This window comes from Psychromonas arctica, from assembly GCF_036697365.1.
GTDB lineage: Bacteria > Pseudomonadota > Gammaproteobacteria > Enterobacterales > Psychromonadaceae > Psychromonas > Psychromonas arctica_A.
In genome coordinates this window covers 119,951-139,532 of the sequence record NZ_JBAHZA010000005.1, presented here as the reverse complement: position 1 = coordinate 139,532, position 19,582 = coordinate 119,951, and the positions used below count along the sequence as shown (strand labels likewise).

Here is a 19,582-nt window from a genome sequence, read left to right as displayed (position 1 = left end):
TTTACTTATCATGCGCTTACTGTTATTCGTGTTTGTTTTCCTTTTCTCTCTATTACAGTACCATTTATGGTTTGGCAAAAATGGGTTACAAGATAATCGTGAATATAGAAAGGCTGTTGATCTTGCTACCGCAAGCAACACCGAACTCACCACACGTAATCAAATGATGTTCTCTGAAATTGATAATTTAAAAACAGGTACTGAAGCAATAGAAGAACGGGCCCGAAATGAATTAGGGCTAGTTAAAGAAGGCGAAACCTTCTTCCGTATCGTTCCTAAAGGTGGTGAATTAGATGAGTAAGCCACGCTTTTCTGTAGTAATACCTGCTGCTGGTATTGGCAAGCGGGTAGGTTCAGAGATTCCTAAACAATATTTAACTATTTTAGACAAAGCAATTATTGAATATAGTCTTGCTCCATTCTTAGCTCATCCCGACATTAACCAAGTGATTGTTTCAATTGCTGAAAATGATCAATGGTTTAATCATTTAAGTATCGCTAAGCACCCGAAATTGAACATTGTTAAAGGTGGCAAAGAGCGCGTAGACTCTGTACTAAGCGCACTAAAGAGTTTGCCTGTTACCGATTATGTTTTAGTGCACGATGCAGCTCGTCCCTGCATACAAACCTCTGACATTGATAAACTACTTCAGCATGCTTTGAAATATGATAGCGGCGCAATGCTTGCGTATCGAGTACGCGATACGATGAAGCGAAGTTCAAAAGAGCAACAGGTTAAACATACTGTAGACCGTGATAATTTGTGGCATGCACTCACTCCACAAATGTTCAAAAATCAACAACTAATTAATGCCATCACAGGTATTGAAGCACAACATTTAATTACTGATGAAGCCTCTGCGATAGAGTTATCTGGTGGAACGGTCTCAATTATTGAAGGCCGCAGCGATAATATAAAAGTCACACAAGCAGAAGACCTATTACTAGCAGAATTCTATCTCTCAAAAATTTAATATATATTTTTACATTTAAAATACGCTATTAATTTTATACACATTGTTAAGGAAAGTTTATGATCCGTATTGGGCATGGTTATGATGTACACAAGTTTGGTGGAGAAGGTCCAATTACTATTGCTGGTGTGAAGATCCCTTACACTCAAGGCTTATTGGCTCACTCTGATGGTGACGTTGCAATTCATGCTCTCTGTGATGCAATATTAGGTGCGTTAGCATTAGGCGATATTGGCCGTCACTTTCCGGATAACGATGATGCTTTTAAAGGTATCGATAGTCGTGAATTGTTGGTCAATGTATATCAACAAGCTAAGGATAAAGGTTATCGCTTAGGTAATGCGGATATCACTATCATTGCGCAAGCGCCTAAAATGGCACCGCATATTGCAGATATGTGTGCAGAGTTGACACGTTTACTTGAAACCGATTTAGGTAATATCAATGTAAAGGCAACAACTACAGAAAAGTTAGGTCCAATGGGCCGTAAAGAAGGTATCTCTTCACATGCTGTGGTTATTTTATTAAAGGACTCAGAATGAGTGAGTCACAGCCTGAAAAAAAAGTTTATCCGTTAGATTTTAGTTATCTTTATGGTAAGCCAACTTGTACAGGTCGTTTTAAACAACATTGTGAAGATTTTCGTGTAGAAGAACAGTTAGATTTTGAGCTAACTGGCGAAGGTGAGCATGTTTGTTTATGGGTTAAAAAAGTAGGTGAAAATACTGATTATCTAGCGAGACAACTAGCAAAATTTGCAGGCATTGCTGCTAAGAATGTGAGCTATGCTGGTTTAAAAGATCGCCAAGCAGAAACTTATCAATGGTTCTCTTTATATATCCCTGGAAAAATAACGCCAGACTTTAGTAGTTTTGAATCACCTGGTGTGAGTATTTTGAAAGTGATTCGTCATAACAAAAAGCTGCGTACAGGATGCCTGTCTGGTAACAACTTTACTATTACTTTGCGTGAGGTTTCTGACAAAGCACAATTACAAACCGTCCTAGATAAAGTTCAGCATGGTGTTCCTAATTACTTTGGTAATCAACGTTTCGGTTTTGATGGCCATAATGTAAATGCTGCACTACAAATGTTTAACGGTCGCAAAATAAAAGATAGATTCAAGCGCGGTATGTATATTAGCGCAGCGAGAAGTTACTTATTTAACCGTATCATATCCCAACGTATTGATGATAATTTACAAGCATCTCCAATGCTTGGTGATTGCGTACAATTTGTGGCTAATCGTTCTTTTTTCCCATTACCTGATTTATCGGAACAAACCTTGCAACGTTTATCCACTAGAGAGGTCTGTCTAACAGCTCCTTTATGGGGAAAAGGTGAATTAACTTCTAGTGAGGATGCTCAACAATATGAGCTAGATTGTTTACAAGATTACAATGACCTTCAAGCAGGTTTAGCCAAAGAAGGTTTAAAGCAAGAGCGACGCCCCTTGTTATTGATACCAGAACAGTTCAGCTATCAGTGGGTTGACCAGGCTACATTAACACTTTCATTCTATTTACCGTCTGGATGCTACGCTACAAGTGTGATCCGAGAACTTATTGAGATAAATATATGATGCTATTACTAAGTAATGATGATGGTGTGCTAGCACCTGGTTTATCAGCGTTACATAAACACTTAAGCCAAATTGAGGACACTGAAACCATGGTTGTTGCCCCTGAGCGTAACCATAGTGGCGCCAGTAACTCTTTGACATTAGAGCAACCATTAAGAAAGAACTTATTAGATAACGGTTTTATATCAGTAAACGGTACGCCTACTGACTGTGTCCATTTGGCACTTAATAAACTCTGCTCAACACCACCTAAATTAGTAGTGTCAGGTATTAATGCTGGTGCAAACATGGGCGATGATGTTTTGTATTCAGGGACTGTTGCCGCTGCGATGGAAGGGCGCTTTTTAGGCTTACCTGCTGTTGCTGTATCATTAGACGGGACTGAGCATTATGAAAGTGCTGCTCGTTATGCTAAAAAATTAGTAGAGCATTTATTAGCATCGCCTTTAGCACAACATCAAGTGCTTAATATTAATGTACCTGATTTACCTTTCGATAAGATAAAAGGCATTAAAGTGACTCGCTTGGGTAAACGTCATCAAGCTGAGATGATTGAAGAAAGTATTGACCCACGAGGCCGTGAGATTTTTTGGGTAGGCCCTCCAGGGCATATTGCAGACGCTGGTGAAGGAACTGACTTCCATGCTGTTGAACATGGTTATGTCTCTATCACACCGATTAAAGTAGATTTAACTGCCATCGAGCAATTACCTATTGTTGATAAATGGCTAAGTGCTATTTAACTAATTTATGATTAACCAAGTTGTGATTAATTAAGTACTGACTAAGTCATGTTTAACTAAAGCATATCGAATCAAGTTACATTTAACCAAAAAGAGAAATTAAGTGAAAATATTTGCTCCCCTTTATGAAAAAGTCATGCTTTGGTCAAAACATAAATATGCGCCATTTTACCTTTACGTGACTGCGTTTATTGAGTCGATCTTTTGGCCTATCCCGGTAGATATTATGCTGGCACCTATGGCACTAGCTAAGCGTGAAAAAGCGTGGCAATTTGCTTTTGGAGCAACACTTTTTTCAGTGTTAGGTGGTGCATTAGGTTATTACTTGGGTAATGCATTGTATGACCCGGTGGTATTACCTTTTATTGAAGCAATGCATTATCAAGATAAAATGATCACTGCTCAGTCGTGGTTTAGTGAGTGGGGAGTATTGGTGATTTTTATTGCTAGCTTTACGCCTATCCCATTTAAAGTATTCACTATTACCGCAGGTGTAATGAGTATGGCATTTTGGCCGTTTATCTTAACGGCATTAATTGGTCGCGCTATGCGCTTTTTCCTTGTCGCTGGTTTAATGGTACTTGGGGGAGAAAAAATGGAAGCTAAGTTGAGCAAATATATCGATGCGCTAGGCTGGATAACCATTTTGGCTGCAGTTATTTTGTATTTTACATTAAAGCATTAAATAACAGTGAAACATCTATTAATTACCTCTTTTGTACTGTTAACAGCGTGTTCGGGTCCTAGCGGGAAAGCACCTGTTTATGATGTCACCTCAACACCTAAGCCTTATGTTGCATCAGGACAGAGTATTTCACCGGGACAAACAACGTATATTGTGGAAAAAGGCGATACTTTATACTCGATCGCTTGGCGTGCAAAAATGAACGTAAATACCCTTATTAAGCGAAATAACCTAAAAAAACCTTATATAATTAGACAAGGAGAGGTATTAACGCTCAAAAATAGTACAGTAAAAGTTTCGACCATTTCACAAAATAAGAAAAAAATAACTTCAAATAGCTGTACAACGCAAAGCTGTCAGAAAAACAGTAAAGTAAAGGTTGTTAAAAAATCAACAAAAGCATATCCTGCTAATGTTGTTGATAAAAAAGTGACTAAAAAAACAGTCTCACAACCAGTTGCCATTAAAAAAACGGTTTCGACACCGGTTGCCAATAAAGTATCAGATTGGCGTTGGCCAAGTGAAGGCAAGTTAATTAAAACATTTGCAAATTCAACACAGGGTATGAAAGGTATATCCATAGCAAATGATCGAGGTACGTCAATTTATGCGGCGGCTAGTGGTCAAGTTGTATACGCAGGGAGTGGTTTAAGAGGATATGGAAACCTCGTGATCATTAAGCATAACTACGATTATTTAAGTGCTTATGCGCACAATGACAAACTGCTCGTTAAAGAGAATGAACAGGTTAAGATGGGCCAGAAAATCGCTGTCATGGGAGACAGTGGCACAGATAGTGTTTATTTACATTTTGATATTCGCTATCGAGGCAAGTCAGTGGACCCTTTGCGCTATTTACCTAAAAGGTGATGAGGCAAAGATAACTTCATGGCAGCACAAGTTGTTTAAAGGTATAAACAACGAATGCGAAACATCTTAATTAAGTTCATCAATATTAAGAAGTAAAAGGAGTCTAACCATGGTAGGAACGGCCTCAGTTAATATAGATAAACTTGAATATAATACACACATGCATCACGAAGGTGACCAGCAAGGTGCTCATTCGCAGCATTTTTCAGGAGCGCATGATAAAGAGTCTGCTACAAGTTCAGCCTCAAAATACAAAGTAATGGATGCCACACAGCTCTATTTAGGAGAAATCGGCTACTCTCCATTATTAACCGCACCAGAAGAGGTTTATTACGCTCGACGTTTGCAACGAGGTGATCAAGTTGCTCGTAAACGGATGATCGAAAGTAATTTACGATTAGTAGTGAAAATATCTCGTCGTTATAATAATCGTGGATTATCACTATTAGATCTTGTTGAAGAAGGCAACTTAGGCTTAATTCGCGCAGTAGAAAAATTTGATCCTGAAAAAGGGTTTCGTTTTTCAACCTATGCAACTTGGTGGGTACGTCAAACAATCGAACGTGCGATTATGAATCAAACTCGTACTATTCGTTTACCTATTCATATTGTTAAAAAGCTTAATGTCTATTTACGAACCGCTCGTGAACTAGCGCATAAACTAGCTTATGAACCAACACCTGAAGATATTGCCAAAGAATTAGATGTTTCTGCTAAAGAAGTGTCTAAAATTTTGAAGCTCAATGAGCGTATTAGTTCAGTGGATAGTCCGATTGGTAATACAGCAGATAAAGATTTATTAGATATAATCCCTGATAGTACAGACTCTACCCCTGAAAATAGCTTACAAACCAGCGATATGAAATTACGTATTGTCGATTGGTTGGAAGATCTTCAACCTAAACAGCGCGAAGTACTAGCAAGACGTTTTGGCCTGTTAGGTTACGAAGCTGATACCTTAGAAAATGTAGGTAAAGAGATCGGTTTAACACGTGAAAGAGTACGTCAAATCCAAGTCGAAGCATTGAAAACATTACATGAGGTTTTATCCGCACAGGGCTTATCTATTGATTCACTATTCCAATCATAAAACTATCTACTGATTACGATAGTGTCATCGCATACAAAAAACGCATCCGAGGATGCGTTTTTTTGTGTTTGTTATTATACAAATTACAATAAATAGGTTATTTATTTTCCTTGTGCAGAATTAGAACACCTATTTAATGTAACCGGTATTACATTAATTCAGATTGGGAAAAGCTAAAGGAAGGGTCGATCTCTCGTAATTCTTTAGCCAATAGAAGTTGTGCTTTCGCATTTTCTATTTCACGCCATTTACGTGGTTTTGATTTACGTTTTACTGGAGTTGCTAATAAACTATCTAGTGTCATTTCTGTATCGTTCAACTGAGCTTGCTGCATGTTATCTCCTTTTATACTAATCGTACTAATTAATTTATGTCTTGAATTAAACTAATTTTTCTACGTAAAACTTAGATCAATTATTTAATGTAAGCGATATTACATTTCCAATGTCTATTTCATATCAAACACAATAATGTCCCTTCATTACGTTTTTATGACATAAGAATTTTTACTTAATTAATAAAATTTACCCCTTTAGATAGAAGGTGAGAAGTTATTTTGTAACCTATGCTGATTAGTTCACCTTAAAATAATCAAGGTAGTTAATACCAAGGAGAGGTTATGTTAAAGGATAAAGGATTTACCTTAGTAGAGTTAATGATCACATTAACACTACTCAGTATTGTGATTGCTATTTCTGCATCTTCCTATCAAACACTATTAGCCAATCAAGCTCTATCAAGTGCCGCTAATAAGGTGTATTACACTTTACAGTTAGCCAAAACAGAAGCCATTAAGCGTAATGTAAAAGTATACGTTCAATTTTGTCAGCAAGGAGAACAGTGGTCAGTAGGAATGAGTGAAACATCAAGCTGTGATTGTTTTATACCTAATTCTTGCCAGTTGGATCAAGTGGATAATGTACAGCTTTTAGTTGATGGCAAAAAAGTCATGCTTAGCCAAGCTAATATGAAGTTTAATGATGATCAAGCCTCCTACGGAGCATTACGGTTTGCTGTTAAAACAGGCTCTGTGACCTTAACTAATCAATACCAAAGTGCATTGTCAGTCATTCAAAGCGCAATGCGTTTACGTGTATGTTCTCCGGACGAAGCCGCTTTGGGGTACAAAAAATGTTAGTTCAGCGTAAAACTGAGGGCGGTTTTACCCTAGTAGAAATTTTGATTTGTCTATTATTGGGTGCCTTATTACTCGCAATGATAATAGGTTTATATGTTTCTAATGTCGGTACAACCAATAAATCACTGGTTCACTCGCGTTTACGAACTGATTTACAAGCGTTAATAGGTATTATAGAAAATGACTTACGTCGTGCAGGGTATGGTGGTGAAGCATTTATGGTAGGAGAAAACAGCAATAAAGTATTTGAATCAATCAATACTATTGACCAGCAATGTATTATTTATGCTTATAACTTTGATCAAGCCAGTACAGCCACTATCGATCACTTCATGGGATTTAGATATTCAAAAAATACCCAGAGTATACAGTTTGGAAGAAAAGTAGATAAGCAAGTTAATAACTGTTTCTCAAGTGGTTACTGGGTGAACTTAACTGATCCTAACTTTTTAAAAGTAACTGAGTTTAGTTTAAATGAAAATTATGCTGTTAATGCTGAAATGACTATACGCAGTTTGCACATTGGTATTCAAGCTGAGTGGGTTAAAGATGGCGGATATCGGCATCAAGCAAGCACACAAATACAAACTAGAAGCCCTGAATCCAACTAAGCCACCGAAACCAACTTGGGGAACGTTAAATCTGCAGAAACATTGACAAAAAAGCCAGTAAACTAAAAATAGACTATTTATAAACCTTTAATAAATATAAAATAATCTGCGTATATCTATCTATAAGGAAATAATCCGTTGAAATTACCAGCTAAGTCATGGATAACCAGCTATTTTGTTTTTTTCTTTTTCATCTGGGGTATTTTTCTACCTTTTTGGGGTGTGTGGTTAGCTGAAAAGGGGATTAGCCCTGAGCAAATCGGGACATTATTTTCACTAGGGTTAGTATTACGTTTTGTTAGTAATATTGGATTATTACCTCGATTGAAAAACGCTAATGCGCCGGTGACATTGGTTTGTTATCTCACTTTTTTCGCATTACTTTGTTTGATATCTCTCATTTTCTTTCAAGGTTGGTATGCATTAGCGGCTGCAACTTTGTTATTAAACTTCTTATTAGCACCAATGGTGCCTCTTGGCGATATTATTGGTACCCGCCTAGTTAAACAAATTCAAATGAATTATGGAAAAGTACGTTTATGGGGATCCGTTAGCTTCATTGTCGGCTCAACTTTTGTAGGGTGGACAATAGGCGAGTTCGGACATGACAGTATTTTATGGCTAATTATTTTAGCTGTTTTCTTAAACTACAGTTTAAGCTTAATAAAACTTAACCCACAGCTACAAGCACAAAGCCGACCGAGTGCTGGTAGTACAAACAACTTAATGACGCTTTTGAAAAAGCCAAATGTGATTTACTTCATCTTAGTCATGGGCTTAATTCAAGGGAGTCATGCAGCTTACTACTCATTCAGTGCCTTATATTGGACCTCTATGGGGATCAGTGAGTTTAATATTGCCATTCTCTGGGGACTAAGTGTTTTTGCTGAAGTGATATTAATGCGTTTTAACGACAAGCTGTTTAATAAATGGTCAGTTAAACAGATGTGTTTATTAGCCTTGGTCGCTGGGATTATCCGTTGGGGCACATTATACCAAACAACAGATTTTGCCTGGTTATTACTAGTGCAAACTTTCCATGCCTTTACTTTTGCCTTAGCCCACTTAGCTGCAATGCGCTTTATTGCTCAACAAGAAGAACACTCAATGGTCGGTTATCAAACACTTTATTCTGGAGTCGCGTTAGGGTTGGTTATGGCATTGTTAACCTTTATATCGGGCTGGATATATGCACCACAAGATAGCACGCTATTTCTATGGATGGCGTTAATACTAATACCTGTCTTTTTATTGTTAAAACAATGGAAGTCAGATCCATTGCCCCAGGAAATTAATGATTAAGTCATTGATACAATAATCTATTTTGAACTTTTGTATGGCTGAATACTCCAATAAATGCAATTACATTAAATAATAACTGTTAATTTTTGTTGAAAAATAGCTGAGTTGAAAGGGCAATTTATATCTTTCTCAGAGTAACTTCGTTAACCATGGTTTGCAGAGTTAACTAAGACATATTGATTTTATACCATTGGTTTTTTACAAAACGACAGCACAGAAGTGAGTTATTTTAATAAACAAAATAGATCAATGAATGAGGTTAATTGCTAAAACTTGAAAATAATAAAAACGTCCCCATATATAAAGTATATTCATTATATTGATTGAGGTTCCTATGTTCGCAAGGTTATTTTTAATTTTCACTGGCGTATCTTTGCTAGAAATATTTGTATTAGTGAAAGTAGGCGGCTTCATCGGCGCTTGGCCAACTATTTCATTAGTCATCTTAACCGCATTAATTGGTTCTGCTTTAGTACGAAGCCAAGGTTTACAACTTATACAAAAAGTACAGCAGCGCATGGCTGAAGGTGAAATGCCAGGACAACAATTAATTGAAGGAATGATGTTAATTGTTACAGGGATCTTACTCGTAACACCTGGGTTTGTGACAGATATAACAGGTTTACTATTATTACAGCCTACTATTCGCGGTAATATAGCTAAACTAATTTTATCTAATGTAAAATTTGCACCACAGGGGGGAATGGGAGGTTTTTCAAGCCAAGGCTTCGGGCGACAATCAGCTCATGATGACACAATTATTGAAGGTGAATTCGAACGCAGAGAAGAAAAAAAGCTTGATTAATAAATACTTATTATTTTTTAAATTGCTCAGTGAGTAATCCATTTGTCACATTGGTTACGTACTATATGTGCGATGTTTATTATTGAACACTAGAAACAGTAAATAAGAATAAAAAAAGGGGGCTCGATGATGAATCGTCCTAGCACGTTAAGAATTTTTAAAAAATATCAGCCAAGACAAATCGCTAAATTTGCAAAAGGCTTTTTTAATGGGCGAATTTTTATTGCAGGTTTAGGTCGCTTTCGAGTAATAGAAGGTAAAGTGGTTGCTTATCAATGTTTAAAAGCAGAGCAAAAAGTCCTTATTGCAGTCAGTGAGATCAACCAAGTGGTTTCTGAGTTATCTAATCCTAAAGCAATTATAGCTTAGTTTTTTCATTTACTTTCTAAAAGCTTATTTATCATCAACAGCCATGTTGGTAGTAAATAAGCTTTTTTATTACCCGTTTCAAAAATATTTTCATTTTTTTTCATTGATTCTCTTGAATCGTACCTTTTTGACCCCATCACTTAATCAACTAATTCTGTTAACTATTACTATTAAAGGAAGTCACAATGTCTATTCGTCCTCTACACGATCGCGTTATTCTAAAACGTACTGAGCAAGAAACTAAATCTGCGGGCGGTATTGTTTTAACTGGAAGCGCTGCTGAAAAATCAACACGCGGGGAAGTTATTGCAGTAGGTAATGGCCGTATTCTAGAAAATGGTGAAGTAAGACCATTAGATGTAAAAGTAGGTGATACTGTTATCTTCAGTGAAGGTTATGGCCTAAAAACAGAAAAGATTGAAGGCGAAGAAGTACTTATCTTAAGTGAGAATGACATTCTAGCGATCGTTGAATAATCGTTATTATTTTATTTTAAAGAACACAGTAAAAGGAAAATATAATGTCTGCTAAAGAAGTTCAGTTTGGTAATGATGCACGAATTAAAATGCTTGAAGGTGTTAACGTATTAGCAAATGCAGTACGTGTTACGCTAGGTCCTAAAGGCCGTAACGTTGTTATCGATAAAAGTTTCGGTGCACCGCACATCACTAAAGATGGTGTGACAGTAGCAAAAGAGATCGAACTTGCTGATAAGTTTGAAAACATGGGCGCACAAATGGTTAAAGAAGTTGCGTCTCAAACTAATGATGCAGCAGGTGACGGAACAACAACTGCCACTGTACTAGCACAATCAATTATCACTGAAGGTTTAAAAGCCGTTGCTGCGGGTATGAACCCAATGGATCTTAAACGTGGTATCGATAAAACAGTGAAAGCAGCCGTTGAAGAGCTTAAAAAATTATCAACACCTTGTTCTGATTCAAAAGCAATCACACAAGTAGGAACTATCTCTGCTAACTCTGACGTTGAAATTGGTGAAATTATCGCGACTGCTATGCAAAAAGTAGGTAACGAAGGTGTAATCACAGTTGAAGAAGGTCAAGGCCTAGAAAACGAACTAGACGTAGTAGAAGGTATGCAATTTGATCGTGGTTACCTATCTCCTTACTTCATGACAAACCAAGAAGCAGGTACGGTTGAGCTTGATAGCCCATTCATCCTAATCGTTGATAAGAAAATCGGTAACATCCGTGAACTACTACCAACATTAGAAGCAGTAGCAAAAGCATCAAAACCGCTAATGATTATTGCTGAAGACGTTGAAGGCGAAGCGCTAGCAACATTAGTAGTAAACAACATGCGTGGTATCGTGAAAGTAGCTGCTGTTAAAGCACCTGGCTTTGGTGACCGTCGTAAAGCAATGCTACAAGACATCGCAATCTTAACAGCTGGTACAGTTATCTCTGAAGAGATTGGTTTAGATCTAGAAAAAGTAACACTTGAAGATTTAGGTCAAGCAAAACGTGTTGTTATCAACAAAGATGAAACAACGATTATCGATGGTGCAGGTGAGCAACAAGCAATCCTAGCGCGTGTTGGTCAAATCAAACAACAAATCGAAGCATCTTCTTCAGACTACGATAAAGAAAAACTACAAGAGCGCTCTGCTAAATTAGCAGGCGGTGTTGCAGTAATTAAAGTAGGCGCATCAACAGAAGTTGAAATGAAAGAGAAAAAAGACCGTGTAGATGATGCATTACATGCAACACGCGCGGCCGTTGAAGAAGGCGTTGTTGCTGGTGGTGGTGTTGCACTAGTACGTGTAGCTGGTTTGCTTAAAGGCTTAACTGGCGATAATGATGATCAAAACGTAGGTATCCGTGTTGCACTACGCGCAATGGAATCTCCACTGCGTCAAATCGTATCAAACTGTGGTGAAGAAGCATCTGTAGTAGCAAACAATGTACAACAAGGCACTGCAAACTACGGTTATAACGCAACAACAGGCGAATACGGCGATATGTTAGAAATGGGTATTCTTGACCCAACTAAAGTAACACGTAGCGCATTACAATTCGCAGCATCTGTTGCAGGCTTAATGATCACTACAGAATGTATGATCACAGATTTACCTGTAGATGCGCCAGCGGCTGCACCTATGCCTGATATGGGTGGAATGGGCGGAATGATGTAGTAGAGTCTAATCTCTATATTAAAAGCTCTAAGCATTTACAAAAAAGCTCGAATAGAAATATTCGGGCTTTTTTATTGGGAGAAAATTAGCCTATAAGGCATTGTTAAGTAAATAATAATAGCTGTTACTTCATATGGAGAAAGAACAGTTGGAATATTTTTAGGGCGTTTAGCGTAAGAAAAAATTAAGCCATCAAATTGTTGTTCGAAAATGTGTTATGCATGAAAACTAAAGCGCATAACATTTGATTTGTGTGCAGAGCTAACGCTTCTATTTACGTTAAATGAGTCAAAATGATTTATTTCCGCTGCGCCCATTTCTTTAGGATGCCTTTTATCATTAAAAATAATAAAAAATTTTACCCAATATAAATAACTTTTTTCTGTTTGTAGGCTATATCGTTTTGTTTGAATTACATCTCGAAGAGATTATAGAAAAGGAGATTTGATAATCATAAAAACACCTCACTATATTTGTTTATTTATATAGTTATGGTGAGATTTATATAAAAATGCAATTTTTTGTGTAGAAAGTGAGCATTTAATTGCTCGTTTTCCACACTTATTTTTTTATAGTTTATTGATTTATAAACTTTAATGCTTAGTTTCTACAAATTTAATGTTTATAATAAAACCACATTTTTTATTATAAAGCTTTGACTGGTAATGATTTAATTATTATTGTTTTGTTATTTTTTTATTTCATAATCCGTTACTATCGTGAATTATGGATATTATGCTGTTGTGTGCTTTTCTATATCAAAGGAGTTCAAATGGATAATCGAATAAAATATGCATTAAACCTAGATGATTGGTCTTTTGAAGATGGTAACAAAGCTACTTTGAAAAAGAATGCAAAGAAAATTTTAGTAAGTGAATATATTCAAGGTATGAAAGGCCAAATATTCTGTCCTGAATGCTGTGCTAATTTATATCGCTCACCTAAAGAAAAAGATGTATCAGATAGTGGCAGAAAGGCCTATTTTGCTCACTCTAGAGGAATAAAAACAGATTGTGGTTTACGAACAAAAAGGGCTGAAGGGAAGAAATACTCCTCTGAAGAAGAAGCTCAAAAAGCTATTCAAAATGAAGAGTTGGTTATCGTTGAAGGCTTTATCAAAACTAAACCTATCTCACCCAAAAAAGACGCAAAAGAATACGATCAAACTCCAGTAGAAGAACTAGATGGGCCAGAAGCAGATGTTCCAATCGGAAGACATCGTGGAGACTCTTTTAAACTTCCTAGTAAGTTTAAAACGGTTCGTGGATTGGTTACTAAGTTTGATGACAATATCAATAGATATTTCTTCATGCCAAGAGGCCAATATGCAGTTCAACTAATTGACCTAATGACAGATATCTCAACTGTGTCTGAAACAGATGATAAACCAAGATTATATTATGGGAAAATAATCAAATCATTCAATGCAGGAAAAACACCAAAAAATATACGAATGACTAAGTTGGCTTATAAGCATAGAGACCATGCAGATTTCTATTTCAAACAGACTGATGAAGAGCAACAAGAAAAAGGAATAAGTGGCGACTCTAAGGGAAGGGTTGTACTAATGTATGGCATTATCACTGAAAATGGAGCTGGTCTTTGCATTGAGAACTTAGGCTGGGGTGAGTTTGCATTATTACCCCAAAAGTATGAAAATTTACTTTATTAACAAGCACATAACAAGTTGCTTAAACGGAATAAAAACAGTTGGTTATCGCTGCGCGATTTTAACCAACCATTTTTATCCGCTTAGCAAGGCGTTAACTGTCATCTAGGAGTCTCGTTGAAACTATCAATTAACATAACTGTTCCGAATTTTGATCGGAAAGAGATTGAGATTGATTGCCCTCTTTGCAAGTTGGGTAATTGGGTACAGCTAGGTCAAATCAAAAGGCGTGAGTATTTGGTGTGTAGAGGATGCCATTCAAATATTCATTTGCAGGATCATTTAGGTGGTATGCAAAGAGCCACTAAGACGCTTAATAATATGTTTAAGAGGTTCAACTAAATGGATCAACTTTTAATACAAAGGACTCGATATCTTTTAAGGTCAAGATTCAGACGAGCACAAACATGTCCTGATGCAATGTTTGTTAATTCGTGTCAGCAGTTAGTGCATTGGATTAAAAATCATCCATTATTACGTTATGTTGTTGCAGATTTATCTAAAGTTGATGGTGTGCATGTTTCAAGGATAGAGCAAACATTAACTGAAGCCCCAGAAGCTAGAGGCTCTTATGATCCAGGTTTTTATACAGCTGAAACCAATATTAAACACTCATCTGTATGTTGGCTAATTATTAAAGGTATTTCAGAGCTAGAAAATATTGAGCCGAGAAAACAGCAATTTGTAATTTCTAATCTTGGTGAATACCTTAATAATGATTCGCGTATTAAATTTGATGATGCAGTTTCTGTATTAAGGGATGTCGCCATAGATGGCTTGTATGAATATTTAGATGAACATTTGGATGAACGTAACTCAATTTACTCTATTTTAATTAAGTATAAGCAGCGTTCAGAGTGGTTTAGAAAGAATAGGTTGCGAGATTATGCGGAAGTAGGGTTAGAAGGGAAAAAAGGAGAGGTTGCACTTGCAATCGATGTTCAAGAGTACATTTTAGATCAAGGTGTTGAATTTTTTGTTGAGCCAGCATCAGCAAGTGGAGAAGTTGATCTCGTTTTAAAATCATCAGAAGGTCGCTACATAGTTGTTGATGCAAAGTACATTAAAAACGAATCAAACAGATCCAGTGTTAAAAACAAACTTGCCTCAGGTTTTCACCAAGTGGCTCGATATTGTAATGACTTTGATGTTAGTGAAGGTTTCTTGGTTAATTTCGTAGCGAATACAACTAGAATAAGGCTTGGTCTTGATACCCTTGATAACTTCCCATATTTAAATGTTGGTAACAAAATCATTTATTATATAGAGGTAAATATTGCAGAAGAACCATCAGCAAGTAAATCAGGGAAAGCAACTGAAATAGAATTAAGTAAAGATGAACTTATATCGTCAATTGCCGATGACAGTTAACAAGCACTTCAAGTCGGAACAAAAACGGTTGGCTTTGTTTCGTACCTCAACAAGTTTAGCCAATCATTTTTGTCCGTTTAAGTGGGCGTTAAGTTTCTATCTGGAGTTTTATGGATTACTCGAAATTAGTCGAAGAATATTTAGTTATTAATAAAGAAAAAAATATCAAATTAAAAATAGATGACTTAGTAGATAACCACTCGTCCTTTGATGAATTCAGTAATGAAGCTAGTAAGCGCTCAATAAATATGTTTAAAAAGGAAAAGTCATTAATAGAAATGCAAATTCTATCGTTGACATCATTATCAATTTATTTAGCCGATGATGTACCTGAAAATCGGGTTTTACGGACTGATTTTTCAGCCAAAGATAGCCATCTATGTTCATTTTTGATTAACATTTGCAATACTGCAAATGCCACCTTGAAATTATCCATGATGGGGTTTATTCCTCAAGCTCACTCTTTATTGAGGACTTTATTAGAACGCACAATGCAAGGAGTTGTGCTGTTTTCAAATTCTGAGGATTACTCTATATGGCAAAAAGGACAAGATCCAAATGATAGCAAAGCATCTCATTATGTACTTTTTTCTAAGCGAGAAAGGTTATTAAAAAAACTAGAAAAAATCGAAATAGATTTATTTGGAAAAGAGAATGAAAATGGGCTATTAAGAAACTATAGAAAAGAGACCAATGATTATTATTCAATGTCAGTTCATGGAGCTTCAATCCCAGTACTTGTTGGTTCTTGGGCTTTTCAAAACTCAGGCACAGAAGACGAAATTATGAAGCCTGCATTTTTTGGTGCATCTTGTGACTCTGCAGGTAAAGTCCTTGGACAGGTTATATTTACACTACAGCCTTTCATCGATACTTTTTACGCTCTTTTAGAAAAAAATCACCTTTGGAAAAATAATTTCGATAATGATTTACTTACACATTTTGAGTTTTATTACTTTGCAAGTAAAACAACGTTTTTGAAACTAGTAGAAGAAGAGTATCAACAAGTTGAAACTTAACAAGGCAATTAAACGGAACTAAAACAGTGGGTTAGGTTTCGCTTCGCTACACATTATAACCCACTGCTTTAGTCCGCTTAGCGTGGCGTTGAGGCTGTAGAATTTCTCCGGAAAGAACGTTTTTACGTTCTTTTTTCATAATCTCTAATTGTACAAAAAAAAACTGATTGAGCAGTCCCTCTGTGATCTAATAGTTATTATTCGCTCAGAGATAAACATGACTGCACTCTTTTAAAGTAAAGGCCGATCTAGATTATTTAATAGTAGTGGCTTCCACTTTGAAGAAAAGAAACAAACGTGTCATTGTCCTGCAGGTAAGGAAATGTGGTTGAGTGTTAAAGATGCAGGAACAGCAGATCGACATTATGTTCGCTACTCAGGGTATTTAAAAGATTGCCGTGCTTGCCTATTGCAAACTCAATGCAGGAGAAAGAAACCCACAAAACAAGGTCGACAGGTTCAGTTTGAAAGGAATATAAAAGATAAAATCATCTTATATACCGATAAAATACAGGTCAAAATAGATAGCAGTCCAGGCAGGCGATAATATAGTAAACGGCTAGGTACCATTGAACCCGTATTTGGAAATATAGCGGTAAATAAAGGGATGAATAAATTCACACTGCGCGGCCAAGATAAAGTGAATACGCAATGGTAATGTACTGTATCGTTCATACTGTTCGTTATAACGGTGAGAAGTTAAGGAATAGTTTACATTAAGCCAAAGGCTAAGCCCTTAAACCGCAATGATCCAGCCTAAATAACCTCATATACGTCTTTACAACTCAAATTAATCAATCATTTATTGAAAATCCGAATTATCTATTGGAATCTCAACTAAATATGAATTAATGTGTTTTTTATTTTAAATAATCGGGCTGAAAATGAGAAATTCTACAGCTTCGTTAGCCATCATCATAATTTTAATTGAGGTATTTAAATGGAACTTATACAAGGCTTAATATTAATCTCATCAATTCATTTGCTTGCTGCTGCCTCTCCTGGACCTGATTTTGTCCTAGTTTCACAGCAAACATTATCTAATGGAAAAAAAGCTGGTTTAATGTGTAGTATTGGAATCGCATTAGGGCTTTCTATCCATATAACATATTCTGCATTTGGCTTGGCAACTGTAATTGCTAATTCATCAAGTGCGCTTTGGACAATTAAGATTTTGGGTGGCGGTTATCTTATTTACCTTGGCATTAAAGGTCTTAAAGCGAAACCAGCGAATATAACTGAATCGACTATAAGCACCCCTACAAAATATTCGGCGAAGAAAAGTATCGGTGTCGGTTTTCTATGTAATGCTTTAAACCCTAAAGCTCCAATATACTTTGTTTCATTATTTACAGTTGTTTTATCTCCAGGCATGCCCGTTTACCAAATAGCTATCTACGGTGCATGGATTATGGTAATTCAATTTGCTTGGTTTTCCTTATTAGTCGGAATATTATCAAGACCTGCAATTAACCTTCGCTTTAAAAAGTATGGTCATTGGATTGATCGTTTTTTAGGCGGAGCAATGGTGGCATTGGGTATAAAAGTCATTGCTACTCGCACAAATTAATGGCTAAAAAGGCGATTAAACGAAACTAAAACAGTGGGTTACGTTTCGCTCCACATTTTTAGTCCGCTTGGCGCTGCGTTATGTGCCTGTTTACATTGGAGTCGGTTCGTGAATATCGAAATAAAAAAATCTCAGTCCTGTGAATTTGCATCTGCACTTACGCAAGAAAATATGAAAGAGTATTATGAAACAAGAAGTATTCAATGGAACTCTGATCTGTTTGTTAAGAGCTGGAAAGAATTCGAAAATTTCGATATTTATTTTGACTCTAAACTTGTCGGTGTTTTGCGTTTTTCATATGGCAATTCAAACTGCTATATCAGAGATTTTCAAATTGAGTCTAATGTACAAGGCAAGGGTATTGGAAAGTACTGTTTAAATTATGCAACTAGGTTTGCTAAAGATCGCGGTGATAGCTGTATTAAGTTAAGGGTGTTCTCTGAGAATCCAGCTATTAGACTATATAGCAATCATGGTTTTACAAAAGTATCTGAGTCTAAAGGGTTAATAGAAATGTCGCTAAGTCTATGATATAGCAAATAACAAGTAATTTAAGTCGGAACTCCAACAGTTGGCTGAGTTCCGCTTCGCTTCACATTATAGCCAACAGTTTCCGTCCGCTTAATGCCGGCGTTGAGGCTGTAGAATTTCTCCGAAAAGAACGTTTTTACGTTCTTTTTTCATAATCTCTAATTGTACAAAAAACAACCTTTTTTGAGCAGTCCCTCTGTGATCTAATAGTTATTATTCGCTCAGAGATAAACGTGATGGCACTCTTATAAAGTAAAGAGGTAAACCTGACTTACCTTGCCAAAGTAAATTCATTCCGATTGATTTCGCACAGCAAATTATCCCCGGTACTTTTGAATATGCACTTTCCCATATTGTGGACAAACATCTTGATTTAAGTTCATTTGATGATGCTTACATGGCTGATAGTGCCTTTAGAAGTCGTAACCCCTTATTTAATCAAAGTTAAACGTATCAAGCAGAGCAAGAGAAGCGACGCTTAAAACGAAGTAAAGGTCGGTCTAGATTATTTAATAGTAGTGACTTCCACTTTGGAGAAAAGAAACAAACGTGTCATTGTCCTGCAGGTAAGGAAGTGTGGTTGAGTGTTAAAGATGAGGGAACAGCAGATCGAGATTATGTTCCCTACTCAGGATATTTAAAAGATTGCCGTGTTTGCCTGCTGGAACCCCAATGCATGAGAAAGAAACCCACAAAACAAGGTCGGCAAGTCCAGTTTGAAATAAACACTAAAGGAAAAACTGTCTCGTATACGGATAAAATGCGAGTGAAAATAGATAGCAGTCCAGGTCGAAGAGAATATAGTAAACGGCTAGGTACCATTGAACCCGTATTTGGTAATATCACGGTGAATAAAGGCATGAATAAATTCACGCTGTGCGGCCAAGATAAAGTGAATACCCAATGGAAAATGTACTGTCTCGTTCATACTGTTCGTTATAACTGTGAGAAGTTAAGGAATAGTTTACATTAAGCCAAGGACTAAGTCCTTAAATCGCAATAATCCAGCCTAAATAACCTCATATACGTCTTTACAACTCAAATTAATCAATCATTTATTGAAAATCCGAATTATCTATTGGAATCTCAACTAAATAT

At 36.4% G+C, this 19,582-nt stretch carries 22 protein-coding genes and 2 pseudogenes; 22 read left to right on the top strand and 2 right to left on the bottom strand.

Features of this window, described 5'->3' with window-relative positions; all coding sequences use genetic code 11:
• Positions 1-10 precede the first annotated feature (10 nt).
• From ftsB to rpoS, 8 genes are all read left to right on the top strand, one after another.
• A complete protein-coding gene (ftsB, locus tag V5290_RS07440) occupies positions 11-301 on the top strand; it encodes a cell division protein FtsB (RefSeq protein ID WP_333383882.1) in 291 nt (96 codons plus the stop codon).
• Positions 294-974, top strand: coding sequence for a 2-C-methyl-D-erythritol 4-phosphate cytidylyltransferase (gene ispD, locus V5290_RS07435; RefSeq protein ID WP_333383500.1), 681 nt, complete (start codon positions 294-296; stop codon positions 972-974). Before ftsB ends, ispD begins: the two co-directional genes overlap by 8 nt.
• Before the next feature lie 59 nt (positions 975-1,033).
• Positions 1,034-1,516, top strand: a complete 483-nt coding sequence (gene ispF / locus V5290_RS07430; protein ID WP_333383498.1) for a 2-C-methyl-D-erythritol 2,4-cyclodiphosphate synthase — start codon at positions 1,034-1,036, stop codon at positions 1,514-1,516.
• A complete protein-coding gene (gene truD, locus V5290_RS07425) occupies positions 1,513-2,556 on the top strand; it encodes a tRNA pseudouridine(13) synthase TruD (RefSeq protein WP_333383495.1) in 1,044 nt (347 codons plus the stop codon). Before ispF ends, truD begins: the two co-directional genes overlap by 4 nt.
• Positions 2,553-3,299 carry a 5'/3'-nucleotidase SurE gene (surE, locus tag V5290_RS07420; protein ID WP_333383492.1) on the top strand — a complete coding sequence of 249 codons (747 nt, stop codon included), beginning with the start codon at positions 2,553-2,555 and terminating at the stop codon, positions 3,297-3,299. The genes truD and surE overlap by 4 nt, the downstream gene beginning before the upstream one ends.
• A 103-nt stretch (positions 3,300-3,402) precedes the next feature.
• Positions 3,403-3,984 carry a YqaA family protein gene (locus V5290_RS07415; RefSeq protein ID WP_333383489.1) on the top strand — a complete coding sequence of 194 codons (582 nt, stop codon included), beginning with the start codon at positions 3,403-3,405 and terminating at the stop codon, positions 3,982-3,984.
• Between the two features lie 6 nt (positions 3,985-3,990).
• Positions 3,991-4,854: a peptidoglycan DD-metalloendopeptidase family protein gene (locus V5290_RS07410; RefSeq protein ID WP_333383485.1), complete on the top strand. Its 864-nt coding sequence runs from the start codon at positions 3,991-3,993 to the stop codon at positions 4,852-4,854.
• 109 nt (positions 4,855-4,963) lie between these two features.
• Positions 4,964-5,944, top strand: coding sequence for an RNA polymerase sigma factor RpoS (gene rpoS / locus V5290_RS07405; RefSeq protein ID WP_333383483.1), 981 nt, complete (start codon positions 4,964-4,966; stop codon positions 5,942-5,944).
• Positions 5,945-6,092: 148 nt separating this feature from the next.
• Here the strand turns inward: rpoS and V5290_RS07400 are convergent, their stop codons facing one another.
• Positions 6,093-6,278 (bottom strand): DUF3545 family protein, encoded by a 186-nt coding sequence (locus V5290_RS07400; RefSeq protein WP_333383481.1) that lies wholly within the window; start codon positions 6,276-6,278, stop codon positions 6,093-6,095.
• A 285-nt stretch (positions 6,279-6,563) separates the two neighbouring features.
• Here V5290_RS07400 and V5290_RS07395 point away from each other — a divergent pair, with 285 nt between their 5' ends.
• The 7 genes from V5290_RS07395 to groL all read left to right on the top strand — a co-directional run bounded on the left by V5290_RS07395 (position 6,564) and on the right by groL (position 12,324).
• Complete coding sequence (locus V5290_RS07395) at positions 6,564-7,082, top strand: GspH/FimT family pseudopilin (RefSeq protein ID WP_333383478.1); 519 nt, start codon at positions 6,564-6,566, stop codon at positions 7,080-7,082.
• A complete protein-coding gene (locus V5290_RS07390; RefSeq protein ID WP_333383475.1) occupies positions 7,076-7,693 on the top strand; it encodes a prepilin-type N-terminal cleavage/methylation domain-containing protein in 618 nt (205 codons plus the stop codon). Before V5290_RS07395 ends, V5290_RS07390 begins: the two co-directional genes overlap by 7 nt.
• A gap of 138 nt (positions 7,694-7,831) precedes the next feature.
• On the top strand, positions 7,832-8,995 hold the full coding sequence (locus V5290_RS07385; RefSeq protein ID WP_333383473.1) for a 3-phenylpropionate MFS transporter: 1,164 nt from the start codon (positions 7,832-7,834) through the stop codon (positions 8,993-8,995).
• A gap of 334 nt (positions 8,996-9,329) precedes the next feature.
• Entirely contained in the window at positions 9,330-9,800 is a 471-nt protein-coding gene (locus V5290_RS07380; RefSeq protein WP_333383470.1) for an FxsA family protein, read from the top strand.
• A gap of 126 nt (positions 9,801-9,926) precedes the next feature.
• Positions 9,927-10,169 (top strand): DUF1107 domain-containing protein, encoded by a 243-nt coding sequence (locus tag V5290_RS07375; RefSeq protein ID WP_333383467.1) that lies wholly within the window; start codon positions 9,927-9,929, stop codon positions 10,167-10,169.
• Positions 10,170-10,354: 185 nt separating this feature from the next.
• Positions 10,355-10,645, top strand: a complete 291-nt coding sequence (locus tag V5290_RS07370; protein ID WP_113819130.1) for a co-chaperone GroES — start codon at positions 10,355-10,357, stop codon at positions 10,643-10,645.
• Between the two features lie 44 nt (positions 10,646-10,689).
• The gene (groL, locus tag V5290_RS07365) at positions 10,690-12,324 is read left to right on the top strand and encodes a chaperonin GroEL (RefSeq protein ID WP_333383464.1); all 1,635 of its coding nucleotides are present in this window, start codon (positions 10,690-10,692) and stop codon (positions 12,322-12,324) included.
• 215 nt (positions 12,325-12,539) lie between these two features.
• On the opposite strand, the gene V5290_RS17530 is transcribed toward groL, so the two are convergent.
• A complete protein-coding gene (locus V5290_RS17530) occupies positions 12,540-12,737 on the bottom strand; it encodes a phage integrase N-terminal SAM-like domain-containing protein (RefSeq protein ID WP_416351606.1) in 198 nt (65 codons plus the stop codon).
• A 359-nt stretch (positions 12,738-13,096) separates the two neighbouring features.
• Here V5290_RS17530 and V5290_RS07360 point away from each other — a divergent pair, with 359 nt between their 5' ends.
• The 7 genes and pseudogenes from V5290_RS07360 to V5290_RS07330 all read left to right on the top strand — a co-directional run.
• Entirely contained in the window at positions 13,097-13,996 is a 900-nt protein-coding gene (locus tag V5290_RS07360; protein ID WP_333383461.1) for a hypothetical protein, read from the top strand.
• A 417-nt stretch (positions 13,997-14,413) separates the two neighbouring features.
• Positions 14,414-15,364 carry a hypothetical protein gene (locus V5290_RS07355; protein WP_333383458.1) on the top strand — a complete coding sequence of 317 codons (951 nt, stop codon included), beginning with the start codon at positions 14,414-14,416 and terminating at the stop codon, positions 15,362-15,364.
• A 110-nt stretch (positions 15,365-15,474) separates the two neighbouring features.
• Positions 15,475-16,383 carry a DUF5677 domain-containing protein gene (locus tag V5290_RS07350; RefSeq protein ID WP_333383455.1) on the top strand — a complete coding sequence of 303 codons (909 nt, stop codon included), beginning with the start codon at positions 15,475-15,477 and terminating at the stop codon, positions 16,381-16,383.
• A 235-nt stretch (positions 16,384-16,618) separates the two neighbouring features.
• A pseudogene (locus V5290_RS07345) lies at positions 16,619-17,103 on the top strand (transposase); the annotation flags it as partial.
• Between the two features lie 220 nt (positions 17,104-17,323).
• Positions 17,324-17,953, top strand: a complete 630-nt coding sequence (locus V5290_RS07340; RefSeq protein WP_333383452.1) for a LysE family translocator — start codon at positions 17,324-17,326, stop codon at positions 17,951-17,953.
• 108 nt (positions 17,954-18,061) lie between these two features.
• On the top strand, positions 18,062-18,484 hold the full coding sequence (locus V5290_RS07335; protein WP_333383449.1) for a GNAT family N-acetyltransferase: 423 nt from the start codon (positions 18,062-18,064) through the stop codon (positions 18,482-18,484).
• 388 nt (positions 18,485-18,872) lie between these two features.
• Positions 18,873-19,457, top strand: a pseudogene (locus V5290_RS07330) (transposase); the annotation flags it as partial.
• Positions 19,458-19,582 lie beyond the last annotated feature (125 nt).